We start from the raw sequence: 20,070 nt of genomic DNA, 5'->3' as shown, positions 1-20,070 counted from the left end.
AGTATTACAATACTCCTCTTCTTTCCTCTAACTGAGCCTTAATTTCTTTTGCTCTTTCTTCAGATAGACTATATTTCCACATAACCCAAATAGCCAATCCTGCTGTCACTACTGGGATAATTATATCAGCGATTCTTAATTTTGTTAAAGTATCTGCTGTTTGAGTTGCAGCATTTCCATCAAATCCTATTAATTTTAATACAAGACCGCCTAAAACTAAAGCCAATCCTTGTCCTAGTTTTACAACCCACCAATACAATGCTCCAAAAGTTCCTTCTTTCCTTGGCATTCCATTAACAAGCTCATCGAGATCACAAACATCTGCAGTCATGCTCATCATTAAAGTGAATAAACTTCCTAGACCAAATGACATTAAAGGGATTGGAATGAAAGAAAGCCACACATTATCGGGAGTAAACGCCCACCACTTCATTAGATAACCCACGATCGAAAGAGCAGTTGATATTATAAAAGCGTTCTTTTTACCCCATTTTGTAGCCATTTTTGATACAATAGGAATTACTAGAAATGCAGAAACCAATGCTCCAATAGAACTAAACCAAGCAGGCCAAGTGGATGTGGCATCATAACTTCCATTAAAAATGTAAAAAACGAAAATGAAAAAGCTAAAAGATGCCACAATTTGATATCCGTTAAATACTAAAAAAGTAGCACCACATAATTTCATAAAGGGCTTATTCTTTACAGCTTCTTTTATACTACCAAACAAATCTTTTAAATTGCTGAAAATAGTTTTAAGAGTTAATTTCTTTCTATTTCCCATGTGCGAAGCATCAATACCTCTGCAAAAAATAGCTGGTAAAAGACCGAGAAATAAACAAGCTACTCCGACATAAATAGCCATTGTTCTAACACCTTCTGCTTGATTACTGAAAATATCTGGATCAGCAATAATTACCCAAAACCAAGGCACTATTACCCATGCGATTAAACCAACGGTTTGAGAAAATGCCATTAAACGTGTTCGTTCGTTATAATCTGAGGTCATTTCATAACCAAGACCAACTAATGGTGTTGCAAACATGGTATTTCCGATGAGGAAGACCATAGACATAATAAGAAAGTACCAAAAGTTATAATCCGAAGAATTGTTTTCGTCGAGCTGCCAGAGAAGAACAAAAGTGATTGCACTCAGAATTCCACCAATTAATATGTATGGTCTTCTTCTTCCCCATTTAGAGCTTGTGTTGTCTGAAATAAACCCCATTATTGGGTCGGTAATCGCATCAAAAAATCGAGGCAACCCTCCTAAAAGCCCTGCTAAAAATGGATCCATGCCAAAAGCAGTCAGTAAAAAGAACATAAAAAAGCCTAATGCTCCAGGGTATAGGTTTAAAACCAAATGCCCTGCACCAAATGCTGCTTTTTGTCCTAAAGGGACTTTATCTTTGGCTGCGGTTTTATATTGTGACATATACTTTGATTTAGTTGGTTATCATAATGGTTTGTAAAGCTTGACCTGGGATACTCACAGCTTTTGTTTTATCTCCTAAAGACAACGTGAATTGCTTAGGATCTTTTGTCTCATTAAATACTACTACAGCTATTGAACCATCTGGGTTTTTTGCAGCAGTTACTTGTAGTGATTCATCTGAGTTTTCAATGCCAATAACTTTGGCTTCTGGTCTTATATATTTACTGAAGTGAGCCATCACGTAGTATAATGGTGTGAAGTAAACTTCATCATTATCTGGGTCTACAATTACTGGTGCAACGCACCAGTTCTCAAACCAATTTGGACCTCCTTGTCTATCGAGTACCATATTCCAATCGACCCAACCATCAACCCAATTGTTTAGGCAGCCAATAATATCTCTAGCATAGCGATTTACAGGCGAATATTTTGGGTGTAAATATTTTTCGTGTTCTGCTGCCCAATCCCAGCCCCAATCTGTAGCTTCTTTGGCCCAATACCAGGCATCATCTTGCCATTTTGGGACTTCAGAATCTACACAGCCTTCAGTTTCTATTAAGTATTTGTCTGGTGCTTTTTGATGAGCGTATTGCAAGGCTTCTGGAAAAACTTCATAGGTGCTTTCATACCAGTGGATTGCGGTTCCATCGAAATATTTTGAAGACGATTCATCTCTATACATTTCATCAACCCATTCTTTTAATCCAGCTCGGTTTTGATCATATCCTAATATGATTTTATCACCATAGCCATCAGCTTCTAGTTTAGGACCTAAATGAAATTCAACAAAGTCTGTCATCTCTTTAGGCGAAAAGTGCATGCTTTCCCAGTTGTTACCATTTCCGTGCGGTTCATTTTCAACTGTGAATCCCCATATATCTATACCTTCAGCTTTGTAAGCATCTAAATATTTTGAAAAGAATAAAGCCCAAGTATCGTAGTACTCTGGTAGTAGCTTACCACCAACCCAATGTTTGTTGTCTTTCATCCATGGTGGTGCTGTCCAAGGAGATGCGAAAATCTTGAACCCATCTTCAGAGGTAGCCATGGCATCTTTGATCATCGGGATTAAATCGTCCATATCTTCCTTAACAGAAAAGTCTTTTAACTCTTTGTCTTCAGTAGGTGTGTATGAATATTGATTTAAAGAAAAGTCACAGGAATTCATGTGTGTTCTGGTGAGCGAATATCTAGCACCATCTTTAGCAAAATAGGCTTGCAAAATTTTGTCTCTATTTTCCTTACTTAACTTATTTAACAGATAGGCAGAAGATTCTGTGAATGCACCTCCAAAACCTGAAATTGTTTGTAGTTCTTTCTCTGGAAGGATTTTAATGTGTTGTGTACTGTCACTTTCTTCAAATGTTTCAATTAGGGTAAGCTTATTACCACTTGCAGAGGTTTCGTAAACGCTAGCATTCAATTGTTTTGCTTCCTCTTCAGCACAAGAACTCATAATGATAAAAACAAGTATTGTTAAATAATTTTTAAGGTTCATAGTTTTATGTTTTACTCCTCAAGGACTAATTCCTCTTTTGTTGCTGGCAATAGCACATCTTTCAAGAGCATTTTTTCGTCACCATCGTATGTTTTGGTAATGGTATTTCCATCTCTTGTTAATCCATCAAAAACACCTTTGTCTACCAAATCCCATAATGCATATTTGGCTTTACCATCGACAGTAAATAGACCAAAATGATTTTCGGAACCTTTTTCATTGTGAGCATCTTTCCACGGTTCGTCAAAGGCTTCAAAATAGAAACAAGAAATACCTGCTTCGTTGGTCCATTCTCTCATGTACTTATAGTACAGGCCTTCTTTATATTCATCTGTAGCCATAGACCCTTTTGGTCCATAAAATCCATTAGATACGCTTGCCCAACCGGTTTCACCGATATGAATAGGCTTGTCTACTCCCAGATTTTTCATGTAATTAGATACAGAGTCATATTGTTTTTTTGCGAACGCTCTGGCTCTAAGCATAGCGGCTTCTATTTTCTGTTGGTTTGGAAGGCTATCTTCTTCTTTTGCAATTCCCCAGAATTGAGGATTGTAATGTGTGTTGTGATAAGGATAGGTGTGCATTGAGACATAATCCACAGCTTTTATAAGTTCCTCAAGGTCTTTAACATGATAGGTTTCATCGCCTCCTCCCCAGGATGCAAAATCATCGGAGCTAGTTATCCATAGGTCTTTAGGTAATTTACCATCGGCTTTCAAGTTTTGAAGATGTGTAACCCATTTGAGAATCACATTGGGCTGAACATAATAACTAGTTGCCCACTTAACCATAGCTTCATTTCCCACAGCAATGACTTTTACGATATCTGGATACTGATTTGCTAGGGCTACAGCTCTAGCAATTTCACCCTCGTTTTGCTCGCTCTCTACATTGTGGTCAGGGGTTTTATCTGTCCAGGCATTCTTGCAATCTATCCAAGCCCCAAGCATTACATACATTTCGAAGTTATTGTCTTCAGCTTTCAACTCGGTAATGGCTTTTAATAAGTTTGAAGCTTGAGCCAATTGAACATTGTATGTTCTCAGCAGCCTAATATTCATCGCATAAAGGATTTTCATATCTTCCTTTAATTGCTCAACAGTGGGTTGAATATCTCTAGTTGTTTTGCGATAGCCGCCATAGGATATTGCCAAATAATCTGGATTACCTAAAATGTCTTTTGCTGTCACTTTATTTTGGGGATGCATTACTTCTTCTTTTTTTTGTTTTTGATTACAAGACCATATTAGTAGGGCAATAACTGCTATAAACACTATGTTATATCTTGATCTCATTTACTTTTTATTTTAGAATATTCTTGGTTACGTTTACTTTGATACTATCAATCTCACCAGTTCTTTCGAATAATTTTTGACTGGTTGATTGGCTTAATGTCAAGGACTTAGATTTTTCAGATTCTCCATTTGTAAATACAACTTCAAGGCTGTTTTCTTCAGAAATACTATATATCACTGGCACTTGACAATATGTGAATGCTAATTCGTTTTCATTTAGAATAGCTGCCTTTTTATTCTGATTGATATCTGTAAACCTGAATGTTTTGGAATCTTTCAAGAATTCACCAATTCTTAATAGGCAAGGATAGAATTGAACTTGTCCATCTTGTACTGATACGCCGAGTTCACCCATACGACTCAAAATATCTTCTTTTACTTGCCCTGTCATACCTGGTTGCTGAGCGCCTTTACCAGATGGCGTGTGAGAATATGGATCTATTGGAAATGCGCCATATAGTTCTGGAGATTTATGAACGCCAATACCTTCATTGATTTCGTAATAGTGTTCTAATAATCTACCAACTGTTTCATCAGATTTGTTTTGATTTACTGCATCTAGGCAACATTCTTCTACAGACAGTAATAGTTTGGATACCATGTGCCAGTAAATAGATCCTAAACCTTCAAAACCAAAGAATGTTCCTGAACGGCCTGTAAAAGCTTTGTGGTTAAATACAGACTCAAAAACTTGTAATATGTATTCAGATTCTTGCTGAACTTGTTCGGCATATCCATCATCAGAGACTATGGCTAATGCTTCTTCTAGTGAATTTGCATTGTTAAAATTGCCGTTAAAATGATAGTTGCCATTTATATCACGTTCTATAACTCTTGTATTGCCATCTTGTATTAACTGTTTTAATAGCGGAGATGCTTCTACTTTTTCTTTTGGTATTATATTTTTATTTGTGAATCGGGCTAGTTCTTTATCTGGATATAGTAAATAGCTATATTGGTCAGGTCTGAACAGTTTACTACCTTTCATACTATCCAATAGTGCTAGACATTCTGTAGCAGAAAGGTATCCTGAGCTTAGAGCAGCTACTTGCCCTTCGAGCATTTCATCTAAGTAAGTAATAGAGATTTCATGATCATTTTCTAACGTCATTAGGTTATAGGCATGATACATGTTGTCATCTCGCTTGTTTGCATCAATGGAATGCTCTAAGTATTTGAGTGTTAATTCAACAAAGTCTGTAAGCTCATCCATTCGTATGCTTTCCTTTCTTCCAGAAAATGCATGATTGTAGATTTGAGCTCTATATTCGCTTCCTGCGTTACCAAGACCATCGAGAACATCTTTTCGTTGTTTGTCTGTAATACTGCCAAGCAATAGACTACTATTTGAACCTAAAGTTTCATTCACTTTGTCAAAGAATGCTTTGAGTTCTCTAGAGATTTCAACGGATTCATCTTGTGGATGAGACTCGAGTATGTCGCTGAAGAATTTAAAGAATCGTCTTAAGTAATACAGCGTTACCATAGATACACCATTACCGACTAAAGCATTATTGGCATCATTCCATTCTGGCCTTTGGGTATTGAGCCAAATACCAGCTTCTGGGATAAAGTTTGAAATCTTAGCAAGTACTGTCGCGAGGATTTTTTCTATGAAGTTTACTTTATGAATGAAGTAATTTTCATCTCTAAGTAATGCGCCATCTGCTCCAAACTCTGATCGCTTTTCACGTATCTTTAAATCTAACTCGTAATCAAATTCTATGGTATCCTTAGGATTCTCTAGAATCTTAGAATAAGGTTTTATTTTATATGGAACATTGGCATATACAAATAAGTCTTTATTAAAATAACTACTCAACCTATTTGGATAGTAATCTTGAATGAATTCTAAGAATTTTAGTAGATAGATAATTTGATGGTCGCCCCAATATCCTATGTAAGACCATGGATCGTGTTCCTCAATAACTTCCCAGTCAAAGCCGTCTTTGGTGACTCTGTAAGGGTTGTATCCATCAAAGGTGCTAGCGTTTAAGAATTTATAGATCATGCTCTCTATAAACTCTGGATAAGAATGGGCTAATGCTTCCCAGTTCTGGAAAATATCTCGCCAATTGCCTTCGTAATCCAAAATTTTAGAACCATCTATTTCACTACGAGTATTGATAGAAAATTTATTCCAAGGGCGACTTGGATCACCATGACGTCGACTAAACTTCAATGGCATATATTCTAATGCTAAACGACGGAAGTTTTTATCATCACTATCGTAAGCTAATGTTCTTAATGTTTGAAGTGAAAACGTGTCTGGCAGACTTTCTAGTAAAGACTCGCTAGTTCTGTAAACTTTTCGATTGGCTTTAGCTAAGTAATTGTCGAAATCCCACTTTTCAATTTGATAGTTGTAATCGAAAATTCCACCACGCATTATGTTGAATAATGTGTTGGAATAGTGTCTGGTATTTCGTCTTTTGTCTGCTGTTAATTGAAATCCATCAGAAGCGGCAACCAAATTGACTAACTTCTGAGTACCTGCTTCGATATCCTTGTTAACTTGATTAGCTAAATTGTTATCGGACTTGATACGTTCAGAAATACCAACAACAGCGGAAGGCCCTTGATTTACATTGGCAACAATGATCCATGTTTTAGTAGCTTCTGCAGCTAAAGTCAATGCTTCAGAAACAAAGTATGCGCCTTTTTCAGCTTTTATGTCAACTTCTTGTTGTAATGCATTACCCTTTCTGAAGTTGTCTAATTGCAATGATGATAGGAGGTAGGTAGGATTATCTAATCCTGAAGACCAAACAACATTAGCTTTTAAAGCTTCACTTGGTTCGGCTCTGTCCACAATAATAGCGCTAAGGGCATATATGCCTAATCCTATTTCGGCTTCAAGCTCACTTTTTTTGTATGCATCAACAAGATTACTTCTTATGGCTTGGACATCTGTATTTACGCCAAAAGGCATAATATTCTGGATGCCATCTAGCAAACGTACTTTAACCGAAGTCTCAAGATTATTGATCAAGAAACCTTTCTTTACAAAACCAAATTGGTTACTAGAACTCCATTGATATCTATATGTTAAACCAAGATCATGGTTTGTTTCTTCAAAAAGAACCTTATTGCCGTAATCGTTTTTGTAAAGATTTCTAGTGCAATTGTATAAGCCTGAGTTTCTTTCGGAAAATGGCTCCCAAAGTTTTGGTTCACCATCTCTATCTACCCAAAAGATGGATTTACTTCCGGTTATGTCGTAAGACTCTGTAATCTTATCATCAGTATAATAAGGGAATAATGCATTATCAGCATCTTTTCTGCCAGCACTTAATCCACCATTACTGGAGATAAACATCCAATGGTCTGAATCACTGACAATACTCATGAAAAATGGTCGCATTTCATCATTGTTAGTAATCATGTAATACGATTCATTATCAATGCTTACTTTTTTGAGTTTAATGCTTTTATCAAGAGTCGGTATATCTTTCATTATAGTCAAAATCACTTAATGTTTTTAAACGTTGGGTTTAGAATCCAATTGGATTATTCCAAATTTTTAAAATCAATTTCAAGAGCTCATGGCTCACTATGGAAACGTTACTGTTGTAAGTTTTTATTCTGGGTTTACAATTACTGAAACGTTATCTATGTTCATTGTTACACCACATCCTGCAACAGCTCCACAGACACCTTCTATGAGGAATGAAATTCCTTCTGAGACATCTGCTCCATTTGGAATTGTGAATGTTCCAGTAAATGTTTGCCACGATCCGCTTACATCAGGACCAGGATTGAATACATGTGTAAACGAAACTTCAGAGCTTCCTTCTCCAAACAGAAGAACATTTACTACTGCTCCAGGTTGACTTATAGTACCTATATGATCAAAACTTAATTGAATTACATCACCTGCAGCTACGGTTCCTTGACCGATGCGTTCTTGTTTGAAACCTGGGTTTCCTCCAGATTCGCCTACTACAATTCTTCCAGACCATGCACCACCATTATTCATTGAGTTGTCCAATGTTGCGGTTCCGCCATTCGGGAATAGCATCCAACCTGTATCATCACCAGTTTCGAAATCACCATTAGTAGCAATGTTGTCGCCGGTGCCTCCACCGCCGCCGCCGCCACCGCCACCGCCGTCTTCTAAGAATAGGGCGACATCGTCGATAACTACAACACCAACATCCGCTCCCATATCGAATAGTACACGACTGTTAGGGATGCCAAAGTCGGCAGCTTCAAGTGTTAGTGTGAACGTTTGTTGATCTGGTGTAAGGTTTACAACTTGGGTATTAGCTGTCCAAGGTGCTTCATTTAATCCGATACCAACTACCATAGTACGGTTAACATCGGAAGAAGCTTTGAAGGATAGTTCGTAAGTTTCTCCTTGAGTGATGGATACAACCTGGCTCAAGTTAACATCGAACGGATTACCAGCAGTCATTACATTGGCAAAGTTGAAAGAATTACCACCTTCTGTAAGTACATTCAATGCATTTCCGCTCCAAGCTGTAGTACCGTCTTCAAAATCTCCATTGGTTAAAAGACCATCATCAAATGGTCCACCGCCACCGCCACTTCCAGTACCGTATAGCATGAAGTCATCAATGTAATATGTTTCTGTGGTATTAGTATTTAATTCAAAGAATAGAATAATTTTGTCATATAGATTACTCTGGCTACCAGGAAAATCAAAGGTTAGTTCTTCCCATCCACTTGCCACAGTTGTTACAGCAGGAACTTCAGTGTTGATTGCTGGATTAGTTTTGTCTTCTAATTTCACTAGAACATTAGTACCTGCATTTGGAGACCAAACTTTAAGTTTGAAACCTGAGTTAGTTGTAAAATCGAATTTTGAATCGAAATCAATTTGATTATTTGCAAAAAGTGCGGCACCACTTCTATCAATTTGTCCCACTTTACAAGACGTATTAACAGAATTCATGAAGTCTGGATTATCTATCCAAGAGAATCCAACGTCGAACGACATAATACTTGCTGTTGGATCTGTCTCGAAAGATAAATTAAAGTCAGATGCATCTAATGATTGCATGTCATCTGGAGTACAAGGATCTGGTGGTGTTTCTACTTGTGTAATATCATCAAAATAGAATGTACCAGCAGTTGTGCCTGGACCATCTACAAAGAATACAATTCTTGAATAGCTTGCTGATGAACTAAATGTGAAAACTATTTCTTCCCAACCTGTACCTCCATGACTGGCGGTTGTTTCAATATTACCCTCGGTACCTTCTTCTAGCTTCATAAGCACATCGATAGGCGTATTGGACCAGAAATTAACTTTAACAGATTGTAATACTGAAAGGTCTAATGGTACACCTAGATCGAAAAAGAATCCTTCAAATGCAGCTCCTATATTGGTAACTGCTCCAACGTTTGAAACATCTGGATTGGTACCAGAAGGATCAGGATTTTCGACAACCGCAAAAGAGGCTCCTCCGAATGTACTTACATCGTAGCTAACATTAGGGTCATCAAAATTGACAGGGAAATTAATTGGAAGCGGTATGTTAATTACTATTTCATCTTCGAAAGTATCGCTGCCAGAAGAATTAGTTGCAGTCAACACCACTGTATATGTTCCAGTTGGGTATGTTTTTTCAGGATTTATTAGTTCTGAACTTGTACCATCTCCAAAATCCCAAGAATATGAATCTGCATTTTCAGAGAGATTGTTGAATGAGACCATACCAGTGTCTTCGTTTATCGTATGCACGAAACTGGCTACTACATCTGCTACTACAATAGCATCATCATCGTCTTCACAACCAAAGAAAAAGGGTGCTAAGATAAATAGCCAAATTATATTGTTATTTGTTATGAATTTTTTCATGACTTTTTAATAGTTTTTTTGGTTGTTAATAATTATTGATAGACACGAACATAGTCTACTACCATTGTTTGCGGGAAGACCGTTTCGTCATTTGGTGGTCCGTCAAAAACACCACCAACGGCAAGGTTTATGAGAATGAAAAACTCTCCATTATTAAAAACCCACTCACCTGTAACATCAGCAGGAGTAATCGTATGATATAAGTCATCATCAACATAGAAGTTTATTTGATTTGGACTCCATTCTATTCCATATACATGAAATTCATTATCGATTCTCGCGTCTTCGAAATCATATTCTTTAGTAATAGCAAGCCCTGCATTATAACCTGGACCATGTACTGCACTACTAACTATTGTAGGTCTAGCACCTGCATTTTCCATGACATCTATTTCACCACATTGTGGCCAACCTACTTCGTCTATATTAGCTCCTAATAACCAGAAAGCAGGCCAGAATCCTTTTCCATATGGTAATCTCATACGAGCTTCGAAACGACCATACTGAGTTTCGAACAATCCTTTGGTTAGGATACGACCAGAGGTGTAACTGGAGCCTTCGAATGATTCCTCAATAGCAGTTATTAATAAGAAGCCATTTTCTACTCTTACATTTTCTGGTCTGTTGGTGTAGTATTGTAATTCTTGGTTTCCCCAACCATTTACACCTGTGCCAATATCAAAGCCCCACATTGCTGGGTTTGGAGTACCTTCAACATCAAACTCATCTGCCATCACAAGGTTGTTGAGTGTTGTTACCGTTTGAGTTTCGTCTGTTTCACAACTGTTAACCAATAGCGTAGTGGCTACCAGTAACATAGAGAATGTTAAAGCTTTAATTGCTCTCTTGCTTGTTCTATATTTCATTATTTCAATAATATTCTTCATCGCTTTATTTTTTTTATTCACTGTAGTAGTATATGTTGTCTACATAAACATTTGAAATTGTTGCATCCGAGATAAAGAACAGTAGTCCAATTTGTGTAACATCACCTAATCCAAAATCAGCAATTGGAATATCTAAGCTTGTCCATTGGTCTTGCGCAAAATTGCTTGAATCGAATCCTACTGTACCTGAAGTTTCATTACCTCCAACATCGTTTAAGAGTTGAATATTCATATAGTCTCCGGGATCAATATTCTCGGCAGGTCTTATATCTATATGAAGATGAGTCATTCCGGAAATATTGACTGGTGCCACATTTAAGAATGTACCTACGCCCACAAAATTTAGATCTGTGTATAGTATTATATCATCTCCATTAATGTTTAATGGTGGTGAACCACCTAGTGTAGTTTGGAAAGGCGCAAAGAAACCATTGTAATAATCAACTGGCACATTTTCATAAGCATTACTGAATATAGAAATAACATCTCCTGGGTCTCTAGCTGGTGGAGTAGGAGCAAATTCAAATGGTCCTGAGATATTTAAAGTCAATGAACCTTCAGCAAGGACTCCGTTTATAGACCCTGTAATGGTAACAGTGCCTGGTCCTAATGTAGTGATCAGTCCGTTTTCATCTACTGTAGCTACAGATTCATCAGAAGATTCGAAGTCAAAATAAGCTGAGGTTGTCTCAACAGTTATATTTTGACCATTGGGTCCATTGAATGTTTGACTAAAACCACTTAATATAGCATCAATATTGGTAAACCCTTGAACTACCACATCTTCACCATTCAAAATTCTTGGTTGCGGTTGTGCAAGCGTTCCTAAGTTTTCGAATCTCACTTCGTCTAACCAAATGGTGTATCCAAATCCTCCTGTGTTTTGTGTCCCAGCGGAGTATCTTAACATACCTCTTTCTTCGACTAGTTTTGAAGGATCTGGAATTGGAATAATATACTTAGCCCAACCAGTTCCAATACTAAGATTTGTGATTGTAGTTTGATACTTATTTTCTATAAAATCTTCTCCAAAACCAATTGCATCTAGTGTTACCCCTTGAGAGGCTCTTGCGTAAAAGGTTAAAGCATCATAACCCGATAGGTCTCTTCCTGCACCATCGATTCTGAGTATAGCTCCTGCGTAGTTACCAGTAGGATCGTCCGCATTAGGAACATCGATACGCATTGAAGTATTGCTTTCAAAAGCATTAGTGCCGTTGAAGTCTAGTGCGTCATTTTTTGAACCTAAGTAAGGAAAGTAGAAATTTACACCCATACCAATTGGTCCTTCAACGAAAATTTCTCCTAGCGTAGAAAAGGTAGCTTCCGCCGCATCATCCGAAAGGTCTCTCTCACAGCCTAAGGTTATAATTAACGCTAAACTTAGTAGGAGTACTTTTTTGAATTTAATTGAATTTATATTTTTCATCATTTGCTATTTTTATTTTCCAATATTGATATGTATATAGGTTCTGATTTCCCATTCTTGACCATCGTCGAATCCAGCAGTGCTCAATGGCGGCTCTCCGAAAGGTGGTGCTTGTAATGGTAAATATCTTGGTGAGAATTCATCTAGTGATCTCCATGTTCCTCTAATACCAACTGTTGTGCTTGGTAATATGAACCAATCTGGTTTTCCAAGTGATGTAGAAACATCTAACATTAGTTGTACAGGAAACGTAAGGTTGAAATCTCTGTGATAATCGAAAGGTCCCCAATCATTTACTTTAACGTGGGTTTGTACTTTCATCTTCTTGTATATCATTCTTATATCACCTCCAAAACGTTTGATAAGTCTCTCGCTATCACCATTACCTTGTGCACTTCCATAGTAGAAATTACCTATTAAGCCTAAGTCTGATGAAAGTTTAGATACCATTCTAGAATGTATTTCCCAAAGGTCTTCTGCTGGTACTGCGTTAGGGAACGCAAAGAATGTACGATTAGCCTGGAAACCTATGTGTGCATCCATTGATGTTGGGAAATGTTGATAAACAAAACCAAGATTCATCGCGAATTTTGCGTCTTCGGCTCGGTCGTTGTCCCATTGGTACATCCAAGTTCCTGGTGTTGGGTCGAATGTGAGTAATATTTCTCCAGAAGTCGTTTCTCTGTTGCCATTTCTGACAGCAAATGGGTCATCGATTACATTTCGTAATCTTCCTGGCGCATCTACTCCGTTAGGCATAGGATCTACAAGCGGTTTTCTGTACATGAAGTTTGGTGCTATTTGAAAGTTGTCAAAGGAATATGTAAATCCTGTTAAGACGTTAGTCATATTTCCGCTACCACTATCTCTTAGTTTCCAACCAGTAAATGTTTGTGTTGCATCTGCACCACCGTTAGCAACTAACCCCATCACGGAACCTTGTGCATACCAGTTAAATTTTCCGCCTTCATAAGTAATCTTGGCTTTACCTCCCCAATTATCTCTACTTTCAATGACGTCTTCAACTACGGTGTTACCTCGCATAGCTTGGAAAGTACTGCCATTTAGAGGGCTACCACCCCAAATTCCACCTAAGGTGATTCCAAATTTTCCAAACTCTCGTTCTACGGCTACTGTTGCTCTTTCTACTGGCCATCCTGGAATAATACCACTTCGAACTTGATTTGCATCTAGTACACGTTGACCATTTTCATCAAACTCTAAATCTGTTTGTAAATCTCTATGGTAAATACCTGTAACATCCCAATGGCCAATTTTTCTACTATACTTAAATAGTGCAGTAGGGTTAGCTCCCCACCATAATTGTGGTCCAAAGGCTGCTTTTAACCCATCAAAGGATCCCTTACCATCTATTTCAATTCCCAAAATTTCACCACCATATATATCTAAGTTTGGACCGTAGTTAGCTTCTGGATATAATCCAAAAAAGTCACCTTCATATCCCCAGTGATAGTGTCCTGTACGATAAAAACCTCTGAGGTCAAAATCTTTAGCATTCCATTCGAACTCTGCGTTATAAACTCTTAGTCTATTAAAATCACCTATTTCAACATCTAAATCGTTTCCACCATCTACACCTTGAACAGTAATCGGTCTACCGGCGTTTTCGTAGAAGATTTCGTCAATAGGATTTTCTGCAACATTACCTAATATATTAAAGGTGACGTTTGCTTTCATGTTAGGAGCAGGGTTACCGCCTATACCTACATAATAGGATTGCATGTGATCAAATCCTAGTTGATTAGGGAAGATATTGTCATTAGGGTCTTCTGTATCTGGAGTCGTAATAAGGCTTCCACCTGTATTAAATGTTGTGAACTCTGCGCGTAATTGACTAATTCGTATTTTATCATTACTACTTCCGCCTAAAGCAGCTTTATCACCTCTAGCTCTTAGTACATGATCCATTATTTGAATATTGTCAAAGTAGTTATTGACAAAGTCAACGTTCACTCCTTGTTCAAAAGGATTTAATTCGTGTGCTTCTTTAAGAGCGTAGTATGCAGCACGAGGATATAATTGATAAAGTCCTCTTTCGTTAGTTGGTCCTTTGGCACAAACTCCAAACCATTCTTCATTCATGTTGTTTCGGCCAGGGGCTAAATCAATAGCATAACCACCATTTGCCCAAGATGCATTGTTGTCGTGAACGTCTGCATTCTCTCTATCATCAAATCCAAACTTCCACCATCCATCACTAAATTGAAAAGTAAAACCACCTATAGAGTTTCCAGCTCCTAAGCCATAAGCATTGGCATAAATCTCTCTCCAGTTTTCTACCATGTAGTATGCTTGCGCTTTTTGATCTTCTCTGTTTTCCTTGGCATTAAATGCGTCTGCACCAAACTCAGTAAACATTAACGGCATATCTAATTTTTCCTTCACGACATTGAACATGTCCGTGAAAGAGGCTCCTCTATATGTGTTTGTACCATATATATCTACATCTTTACATTCTTCTGCAACGATATCGATGAATAATACATCTCCATTACAAATGGCAACAGGGTGAGAAGAGTCTATTGCTTTCATGGCTACTGCAGCTTCATTCATTAACCTATACATTGGTCTACCTCTTTGCTCTCCTATAAATTTCTTTTCATCTTCATCATCAGGGAAATCTTCCGTTTCTGCCCCTTGCCAGAAGAGTCCATAGTTATTTTCGTTACCTAGAAGATATAATAGAAGTCCTGGTGTGTCCTTGTATTCTTCTACTAGTGTAGTGACTTCGGACATTAAAAATTGCTGAGTTACAGGATCATCGTAAATTGTTACTGGTGTCCAAACACCGTCTAATGTAAGTCCATATCGTCCGAAAGAGTGATTTAGCATTGTGTAAATGCCATAGTTCTCATAGATGTATTGAATCCACCTTGCAGGTACTCCTGTATATTGACGAATTACATTTACTCCCATGTTCTTTAAGAGAGACATCTCTGAATCTAAGCCAGCTTTAATGATGTCGTCAGACTTCTCCCAAAATTTTGCATCTAATGTGTTGGTACCTATGGGGATGTAATCCCAATTCATACCATTAATGATGAAATCTTTTCCATTGACCACTAATTTCATTCCATCATTATTTTTTACAACAGAAACCTTATCGGCTTGTGCAAAAAGAGCACTTGCAAAAAAGAAGAGAAATAATCTTAGAACGTAGTTTTTCATAATGTTGTGTTTTAAGTTGACCAAAGCGATAAACACTAAGTAAGAATACGTTTACCGCTCATTGTAAATTTAATGTTATGGAATATGAATCTGATAAAATAAGACCCAACAAAAAACATACAATTCAAAAAAAACCCAGTTTTATTGTAGTATTCTCAATAAAACCTTGTGGTTATTCATTGATATAAGTTATTAATAGTTTCTCTTTGGGAGCGCGCTATATTGTTAAAATACAGGGCATGTTGTGTTGTTGTATAGGTGAAAAGAGGTTTTGTTTAGTCTTTAAATTTCGAGTATATAATTTGTTAAGCTAGCTTCGTGTGGTAAATTCATCTTTTTTCGCAAACGATATCGTTTTACTTCGACACTTCTTGGAGATATGTTAAGGAGAGGGGCAATCTCTTTGGAAGATAAGTTAAGCCTTAAGTAAGCACATAGTCTAAGGTCGTTTGGAGTAAGGGATTTGTGTTTTGCTTTTATCTTTTTTAGAAAATCTTTATCTGCATTATTGAAAGCTTCTTCGAATAGTTTCCAATCATCTGTATTGTTTATATTATTATCAATAATTCTGATTACTCTCTTAAGATCATTACTTTCTACATTTTTGAGTTCACCTTTTATGGTGTTTAAGAATTCATTTTTCTTTATGAGACTCATAGTAGATATTGCTAATTCTCTATTCTTATTTTCAATATCTTTTTCTAGATTCTCATTTTGGATTCTCATTATCTGTTTCTGATTCTCTAATTCTTTCAATTCTAAATCTCTTTTACCTTTTTCTAGAATTTGTTTTTGTTGTTTCTTGTAGTAGCCTCTATAGATATTATGTGTTAGTATTATTAATAGCACAAAACCAATTATGTATACTGCAATGGCTAGGTTTGACATGTACCAAGGACGCTCTATTTTAAAGTTATAAGATGCTATGTTTTCTGTGGTTTTATTATTTATTCTTCCTCTTACATTAAAAGTATAGTCTCCATATGGCAAGTTTTCGAATAGCTGCTTAGATTCTACAGACCAATCACTCCAATCATCATAAATGCCCAATAGTTGATATTGATATTCGGCAATAAAGAATTTATCATATTCTTGAATGCTGTAGTTGAATTCAAGATTGTGTTCTTCATTGGAAAACAATCCACTACCTGAAAGACTTACATTGTTTGGTGTTTTAATGCTTCTGTTTTTTGTATTGGTGATACTGCTTATAGAGGTGTGATAAGATGGATTATTTAATTTGTTTAAATCAAAAACGATATATCCAGAGGTAGTACCAATGAGGTAAGAATTATTATCTAATGCTAATATATTTTCATAACCACTAACACTTTTTACCAATTCATAGGGTAGAGGAATAGATTTAACTTTTGGTATATCACTTAAATTCCCAGGTTCTGTATAGTTAATTGCGTTATTTGAGAAAGACCATAAGCGATTGTTTTTTTGATCTGATATCAGCTTTCCAGATACGAAGCTACTTGGGTTAATAGTCCTGCTCAGAAGCGAGTCTCTAAGGAATTGATTTTCTGAAGCGTTGTACTTGTAAATACCTTTATCAAAAGCATAATAAATTTGTTCATTGTATTTGAGTAAGCTAGATTTTAAGCCCTTTAGGTTTTCATCTGTACTGATGTTTTCAACTTTAGATAATTCATTATTTAATTTCAGAGAGATTATGCCTTTATATTCATGACTTACTAAAAGGCTGTTGGGATTAGTGAATTCAAAAAAGCGTGATGAAATATCATAGCCTTCAATTTTATGCTTTAAAGCCCAGTTAGAATTGATTTTCTCTAAGATATAAAGCCCATCATAATTACCTTGAATTAGTTGATTTGGCTTATTCTGAATAGGTTTAATATTCCATGCACCTTCGATATTAGAGATTTTTCTAGCTTTTAAATTGTCAATGACAAAGGTTCCTGAGTCGTGACCACAAAAGAGTTTGTTGTCGTATTTAAATAGACACCAAACTTGCCCTTGTGTGCCCTCTACTAATTGAAATTTATCATCTCCTTCTGGATTTCTACAGAATAACCCTTGGTTAGTACCAATGAATAGTTTATTGGAATACAATTCTGAAGTGTAGATAGAGCCTATTAATCCATTGTCATCGTTGTAGACTCTAAAAGGAGAATTCATATTGATACAGCTTAGGCCGTTATCTAGTCCTAACCATAAATTATTTTCAGAGTCTTCGAACAGGCTTAAAATAGTGTTGTTCCCAAGTCCTTTGTTTTGGTCAATACTATAGAGTGGAGCTCCATCTTTGTCTATAACTAATAATCCATGTGAGATAGTTCCTAGAGCATAATTGCCATTTTTTAATTGGATACTGTTGTAAACACTTTTGTCCTTTAAAATATCATCTAACGTTTGATTCCAAACACTAAAGTTGTTGTCCTTTAGAATAAAAAAGCCATAATCCTGAGTTTGAATTAATAGATCATTGTTAACTTCAAAAACATTAATAAGCCTATAATCCGACAGAACTGTGTCATTACTAACCAGTATATCTTGACCACTTTCTATTTTATAAAGACCTTGATTGGTTTTCTGAAAATAGATTTTATCATTAACCTCGTACATTTTAGTAATACCAGTATCAGAATTTATAATCTTGAACGATTGGTCTTTTGTATTGTATATATAGATTCTGTCCAAAGACTGAAACAATATCCAATCTTGTAGTGCGATAATTTTCCAGAATTGCTCATCTTCTTTGAGTGGAATATCTAATTTACTTGCTATGGATGTATATTCTAGTGAGCCAAACTCGTTCTCTGTCCAGTAACCAAAATCTCTATACATACCTGCATATATTCTATCACCAATAACTTTAATGGAACGGATTATACTTTCATTAGGTGATTTGTATAAGTTCCAGCGTTCTCCATCAAAAGTGAGAAGCCCTTTGTTATTGGCTGCTATAATCGTTTTGGAATTGGTTTGAGATAAAGACCAGTTTTGAGTTTCTCCATGATAGTCCTGAGGGCTATAATTCTGGATGGGAGGTAACTCTTGAGCGCTTAATCCGATTAATTTAAAACCAAACAGTATAATTACAATGAGGCGAAAATTGTACAACATAAAAAGTGTGTTTTCACAGTAATATTGTACAATATACAATTTTGTATGGTTAGTTTTTAGTTTGAATTCTAACTATACAATTTAAATTTGATATGTAATAAGATAATTAGTTGTTTAGATATGGTAATGCTCTTTCCAAAGCCATACCTCTAGATCCCTTAATAAGTATTAAAGAATTTTGAATAGTTTTATTTTGAAGATATTCTTCTAAATCATCAAAGTTTTTGAACTTCAAGGATTGTGGTGAAGATGGATTGCATGGAAAAAAGTTTTCTCCAACAAACAAGATTTGACCATCGATTTCAGTTTCCGCATACGACATAATTTCTTGGTGCTCTTGGTTTGAAGTACTTCCAAGTTCGAACATATCTCCAAGTAGTGCATATTTTGCATCAGATTTTAGTAATTTAAAATTGTCTATAGCCGCCTTCATGCTGGTTGGGTTAGCATTATAAGCATCTAGGACAATTTTGTTTGAATTGTTTTCTATGATCTGAGATCTATTATTGCTAGGAATATAACTCTCTATACCTTCTTTAATTTGTTGCACAGATACATTAAAGTAATTACCTATTGTAATGGCTACAGCTATATTGTTGAAATTATAGATGCCAGATAAATTTGAAGTTATTACTTCATCACCAAACTGTACCGAAACAAATTCGCCATTTGTTTGATTTAATACATTTACATCTACACCTTTTGTGTTTCCGAAGCTATAATAGTTGCTGTAATCGTTTATTTGTTGCTTTTGTAGAGCATCGTTAGAATTGATGAAAATGAGTTTATTGTGTTTTATCAGATGCTTATATAATTCTGATTTACCTTCAATAACTCCTTCAAAACCTCCAAATCCTTCTAAGTGCGCTTTTCCGAAATTGGTAATTAAGCCATAATCTGGTAAGGCTATATTGCATAAAAACTCTATTTCCTTCTTATGATTGGCTCCCATTTCCACAATCCCTATTTCTATATCCCTAGTTAAACTAAGAAGCGTTAGAGGTACACCAATATGGTTATTGAGATTTCCTTTGGTAGCGAGGGTTTGGTATTTTGTTTTTAATACAGCATTAATTAATTCCTTAGTAGTGGTTTTTCCGTTACTACCAGTAAGAGCAATAATTGGAGTACCCAATTGCTCTCTATGATATCTAGCTAGGTCTTGCAATGTTGTTAAAACATCTTCAACTAAAATGGAGTTTTCATTTTCAGCATACGCTTCTTCATCGACGATACAGTATTTGGCTCCTTGTTCTAAGGCTTCATCCGCAAACGTATTACCATTAAAGTTTTCACCTTTAAGTGCAAAGAATAAGCAGTTTTTAGATATTTTTCTTGTATCTGTACATACAGAATCACATTCTAGAAAGTGATTATAGATTGAAGCTATGGTCATAAGAATTTTGAGAATTAA

General features: G+C 36.2%; 10 protein-coding genes. All 10 read right to left on the bottom strand.

Annotated elements, in window-relative coordinates:
- Window positions 1-4: 4 nt before the first annotated feature.
- Window positions 5-1,435: an MFS transporter gene (locus NCE97_RS09950; RefSeq protein WP_353778968.1), complete on the bottom strand. Its 1,431-nt coding sequence runs from the start codon at window positions 1,433-1,435 to the stop codon at window positions 5-7.
- 10 nt (window positions 1,436-1,445) lie between these two features.
- A complete protein-coding gene (locus NCE97_RS09945; protein WP_503066096.1) occupies window positions 1,446-2,891 on the bottom strand; it encodes a glycoside hydrolase family 30 protein in 1,446 nt (481 codons plus the stop codon).
- Between the two features lie 53 nt (window positions 2,892-2,944).
- On the bottom strand, window positions 2,945-4,231 hold the full coding sequence (locus NCE97_RS09940) for a glycoside hydrolase family 17 protein (RefSeq protein ID WP_353778966.1): 1,287 nt from the start codon (window positions 4,229-4,231) through the stop codon (window positions 2,945-2,947).
- 7 nt (window positions 4,232-4,238) lie between these two features.
- Window positions 4,239-7,688 (bottom strand): 1,3-beta-D-glucan phosphorylase, GH149 family, encoded by a 3,450-nt coding sequence (locus tag NCE97_RS09935; RefSeq protein WP_353778964.1) that lies wholly within the window; start codon window positions 7,686-7,688, stop codon window positions 4,239-4,241.
- Window positions 7,689-7,811: 123 nt separating this feature from the next.
- Window positions 7,812-10,058, bottom strand: coding sequence for a carbohydrate binding domain-containing protein (locus NCE97_RS09930; protein WP_353778963.1), 2,247 nt, complete (start codon window positions 10,056-10,058; stop codon window positions 7,812-7,814).
- 32 nt (window positions 10,059-10,090) lie between these two features.
- The gene (locus tag NCE97_RS09925; RefSeq protein ID WP_353778961.1) at window positions 10,091-10,945 is read right to left on the bottom strand and encodes a glycoside hydrolase family 16 protein; all 855 of its coding nucleotides are present in this window, start codon (window positions 10,943-10,945) and stop codon (window positions 10,091-10,093) included.
- 13 nt (window positions 10,946-10,958) lie between these two features.
- Window positions 10,959-12,374, bottom strand: coding sequence for an immunoglobulin-like domain-containing protein (locus NCE97_RS09920; RefSeq protein WP_353778959.1), 1,416 nt, complete (start codon window positions 12,372-12,374; stop codon window positions 10,959-10,961).
- Between the two features lie 12 nt (window positions 12,375-12,386).
- Window positions 12,387-15,563 carry a glycoside hydrolase family 2 TIM barrel-domain containing protein gene (locus tag NCE97_RS09915; RefSeq protein WP_353778958.1) on the bottom strand — a complete coding sequence of 1,059 codons (3,177 nt, stop codon included), beginning with the start codon at window positions 15,561-15,563 and terminating at the stop codon, window positions 12,387-12,389.
- A gap of 282 nt (window positions 15,564-15,845) precedes the next feature.
- Window positions 15,846-18,656, bottom strand: coding sequence for a helix-turn-helix and ligand-binding sensor domain-containing protein (locus NCE97_RS09910; protein ID WP_353778957.1), 2,811 nt, complete (start codon window positions 18,654-18,656; stop codon window positions 15,846-15,848).
- 106 nt (window positions 18,657-18,762) lie between these two features.
- Window positions 18,763-20,052: a UDP-N-acetylmuramoyl-tripeptide--D-alanyl-D-alanine ligase gene (locus NCE97_RS09905; protein WP_353778955.1), complete on the bottom strand. Its 1,290-nt coding sequence runs from the start codon at window positions 20,050-20,052 to the stop codon at window positions 18,763-18,765.
- Window positions 20,053-20,070: the final 18 nt, after the last annotated feature.

The sequence above is a fragment of the Winogradskyella sp. 3972H.M.0a.05 genome, assembly GCF_040493455.1.
Classification (GTDB): Bacteria; Bacteroidota; Bacteroidia; order Flavobacteriales; family Flavobacteriaceae; genus Microcosmobacter.
Note: the sequence above shows the minus strand (reverse complement) of the source record. Positions and strands in the feature narration are given on the sequence as shown.

What these genes read in the sequence shown, in the direction of transcription:
- NCE97_RS09950 (WP_353778968.1), bottom strand. Translation starts at nt 1,435, where the DNA reads ATGTCACAATATAAAACCGCAGCCAAAGATAAAGTCCCTTTAGGACAA.
- NCE97_RS09945 (WP_503066096.1), bottom strand. Translation starts at nt 2,891, where the DNA reads ATGAGTTCTTGTGCTGAAGAGGAAGCAAAACAATTGAATGCTAGCGTT.
- NCE97_RS09940 (WP_353778966.1), bottom strand. Translation starts at nt 4,231, where the DNA reads ATGAGATCAAGATATAACATAGTGTTTATAGCAGTTATTGCCCTACTA.
- NCE97_RS09935 (WP_353778964.1), bottom strand. Translation starts at nt 7,688, where the DNA reads ATGAAAGATATACCGACTCTTGATAAAAGCATTAAACTCAAAAAAGTA.
- NCE97_RS09930 (WP_353778963.1), bottom strand. Translation starts at nt 10,058, where the DNA reads ATGAAAAAATTCATAACAAATAACAATATAATTTGGCTATTTATCTTA.
- NCE97_RS09925 (WP_353778961.1), bottom strand. Translation starts at nt 10,945, where the DNA reads ATGAAGAATATTATTGAAATAATGAAATATAGAACAAGCAAGAGAGCA.
- NCE97_RS09920 (WP_353778959.1), bottom strand. Translation starts at nt 12,374, where the DNA reads ATGAAAAATATAAATTCAATTAAATTCAAAAAAGTACTCCTACTAAGT.
- NCE97_RS09915 (WP_353778958.1), bottom strand. Translation starts at nt 15,563, where the DNA reads ATGAAAAACTACGTTCTAAGATTATTTCTCTTCTTTTTTGCAAGTGCT.
- NCE97_RS09910 (WP_353778957.1), bottom strand. Translation starts at nt 18,656, where the DNA reads ATGTTGTACAATTTTCGCCTCATTGTAATTATACTGTTTGGTTTTAAA.
- NCE97_RS09905 (WP_353778955.1), bottom strand. Translation starts at nt 20,052, where the DNA reads ATGACCATAGCTTCAATCTATAATCACTTTCTAGAATGTGATTCTGTA.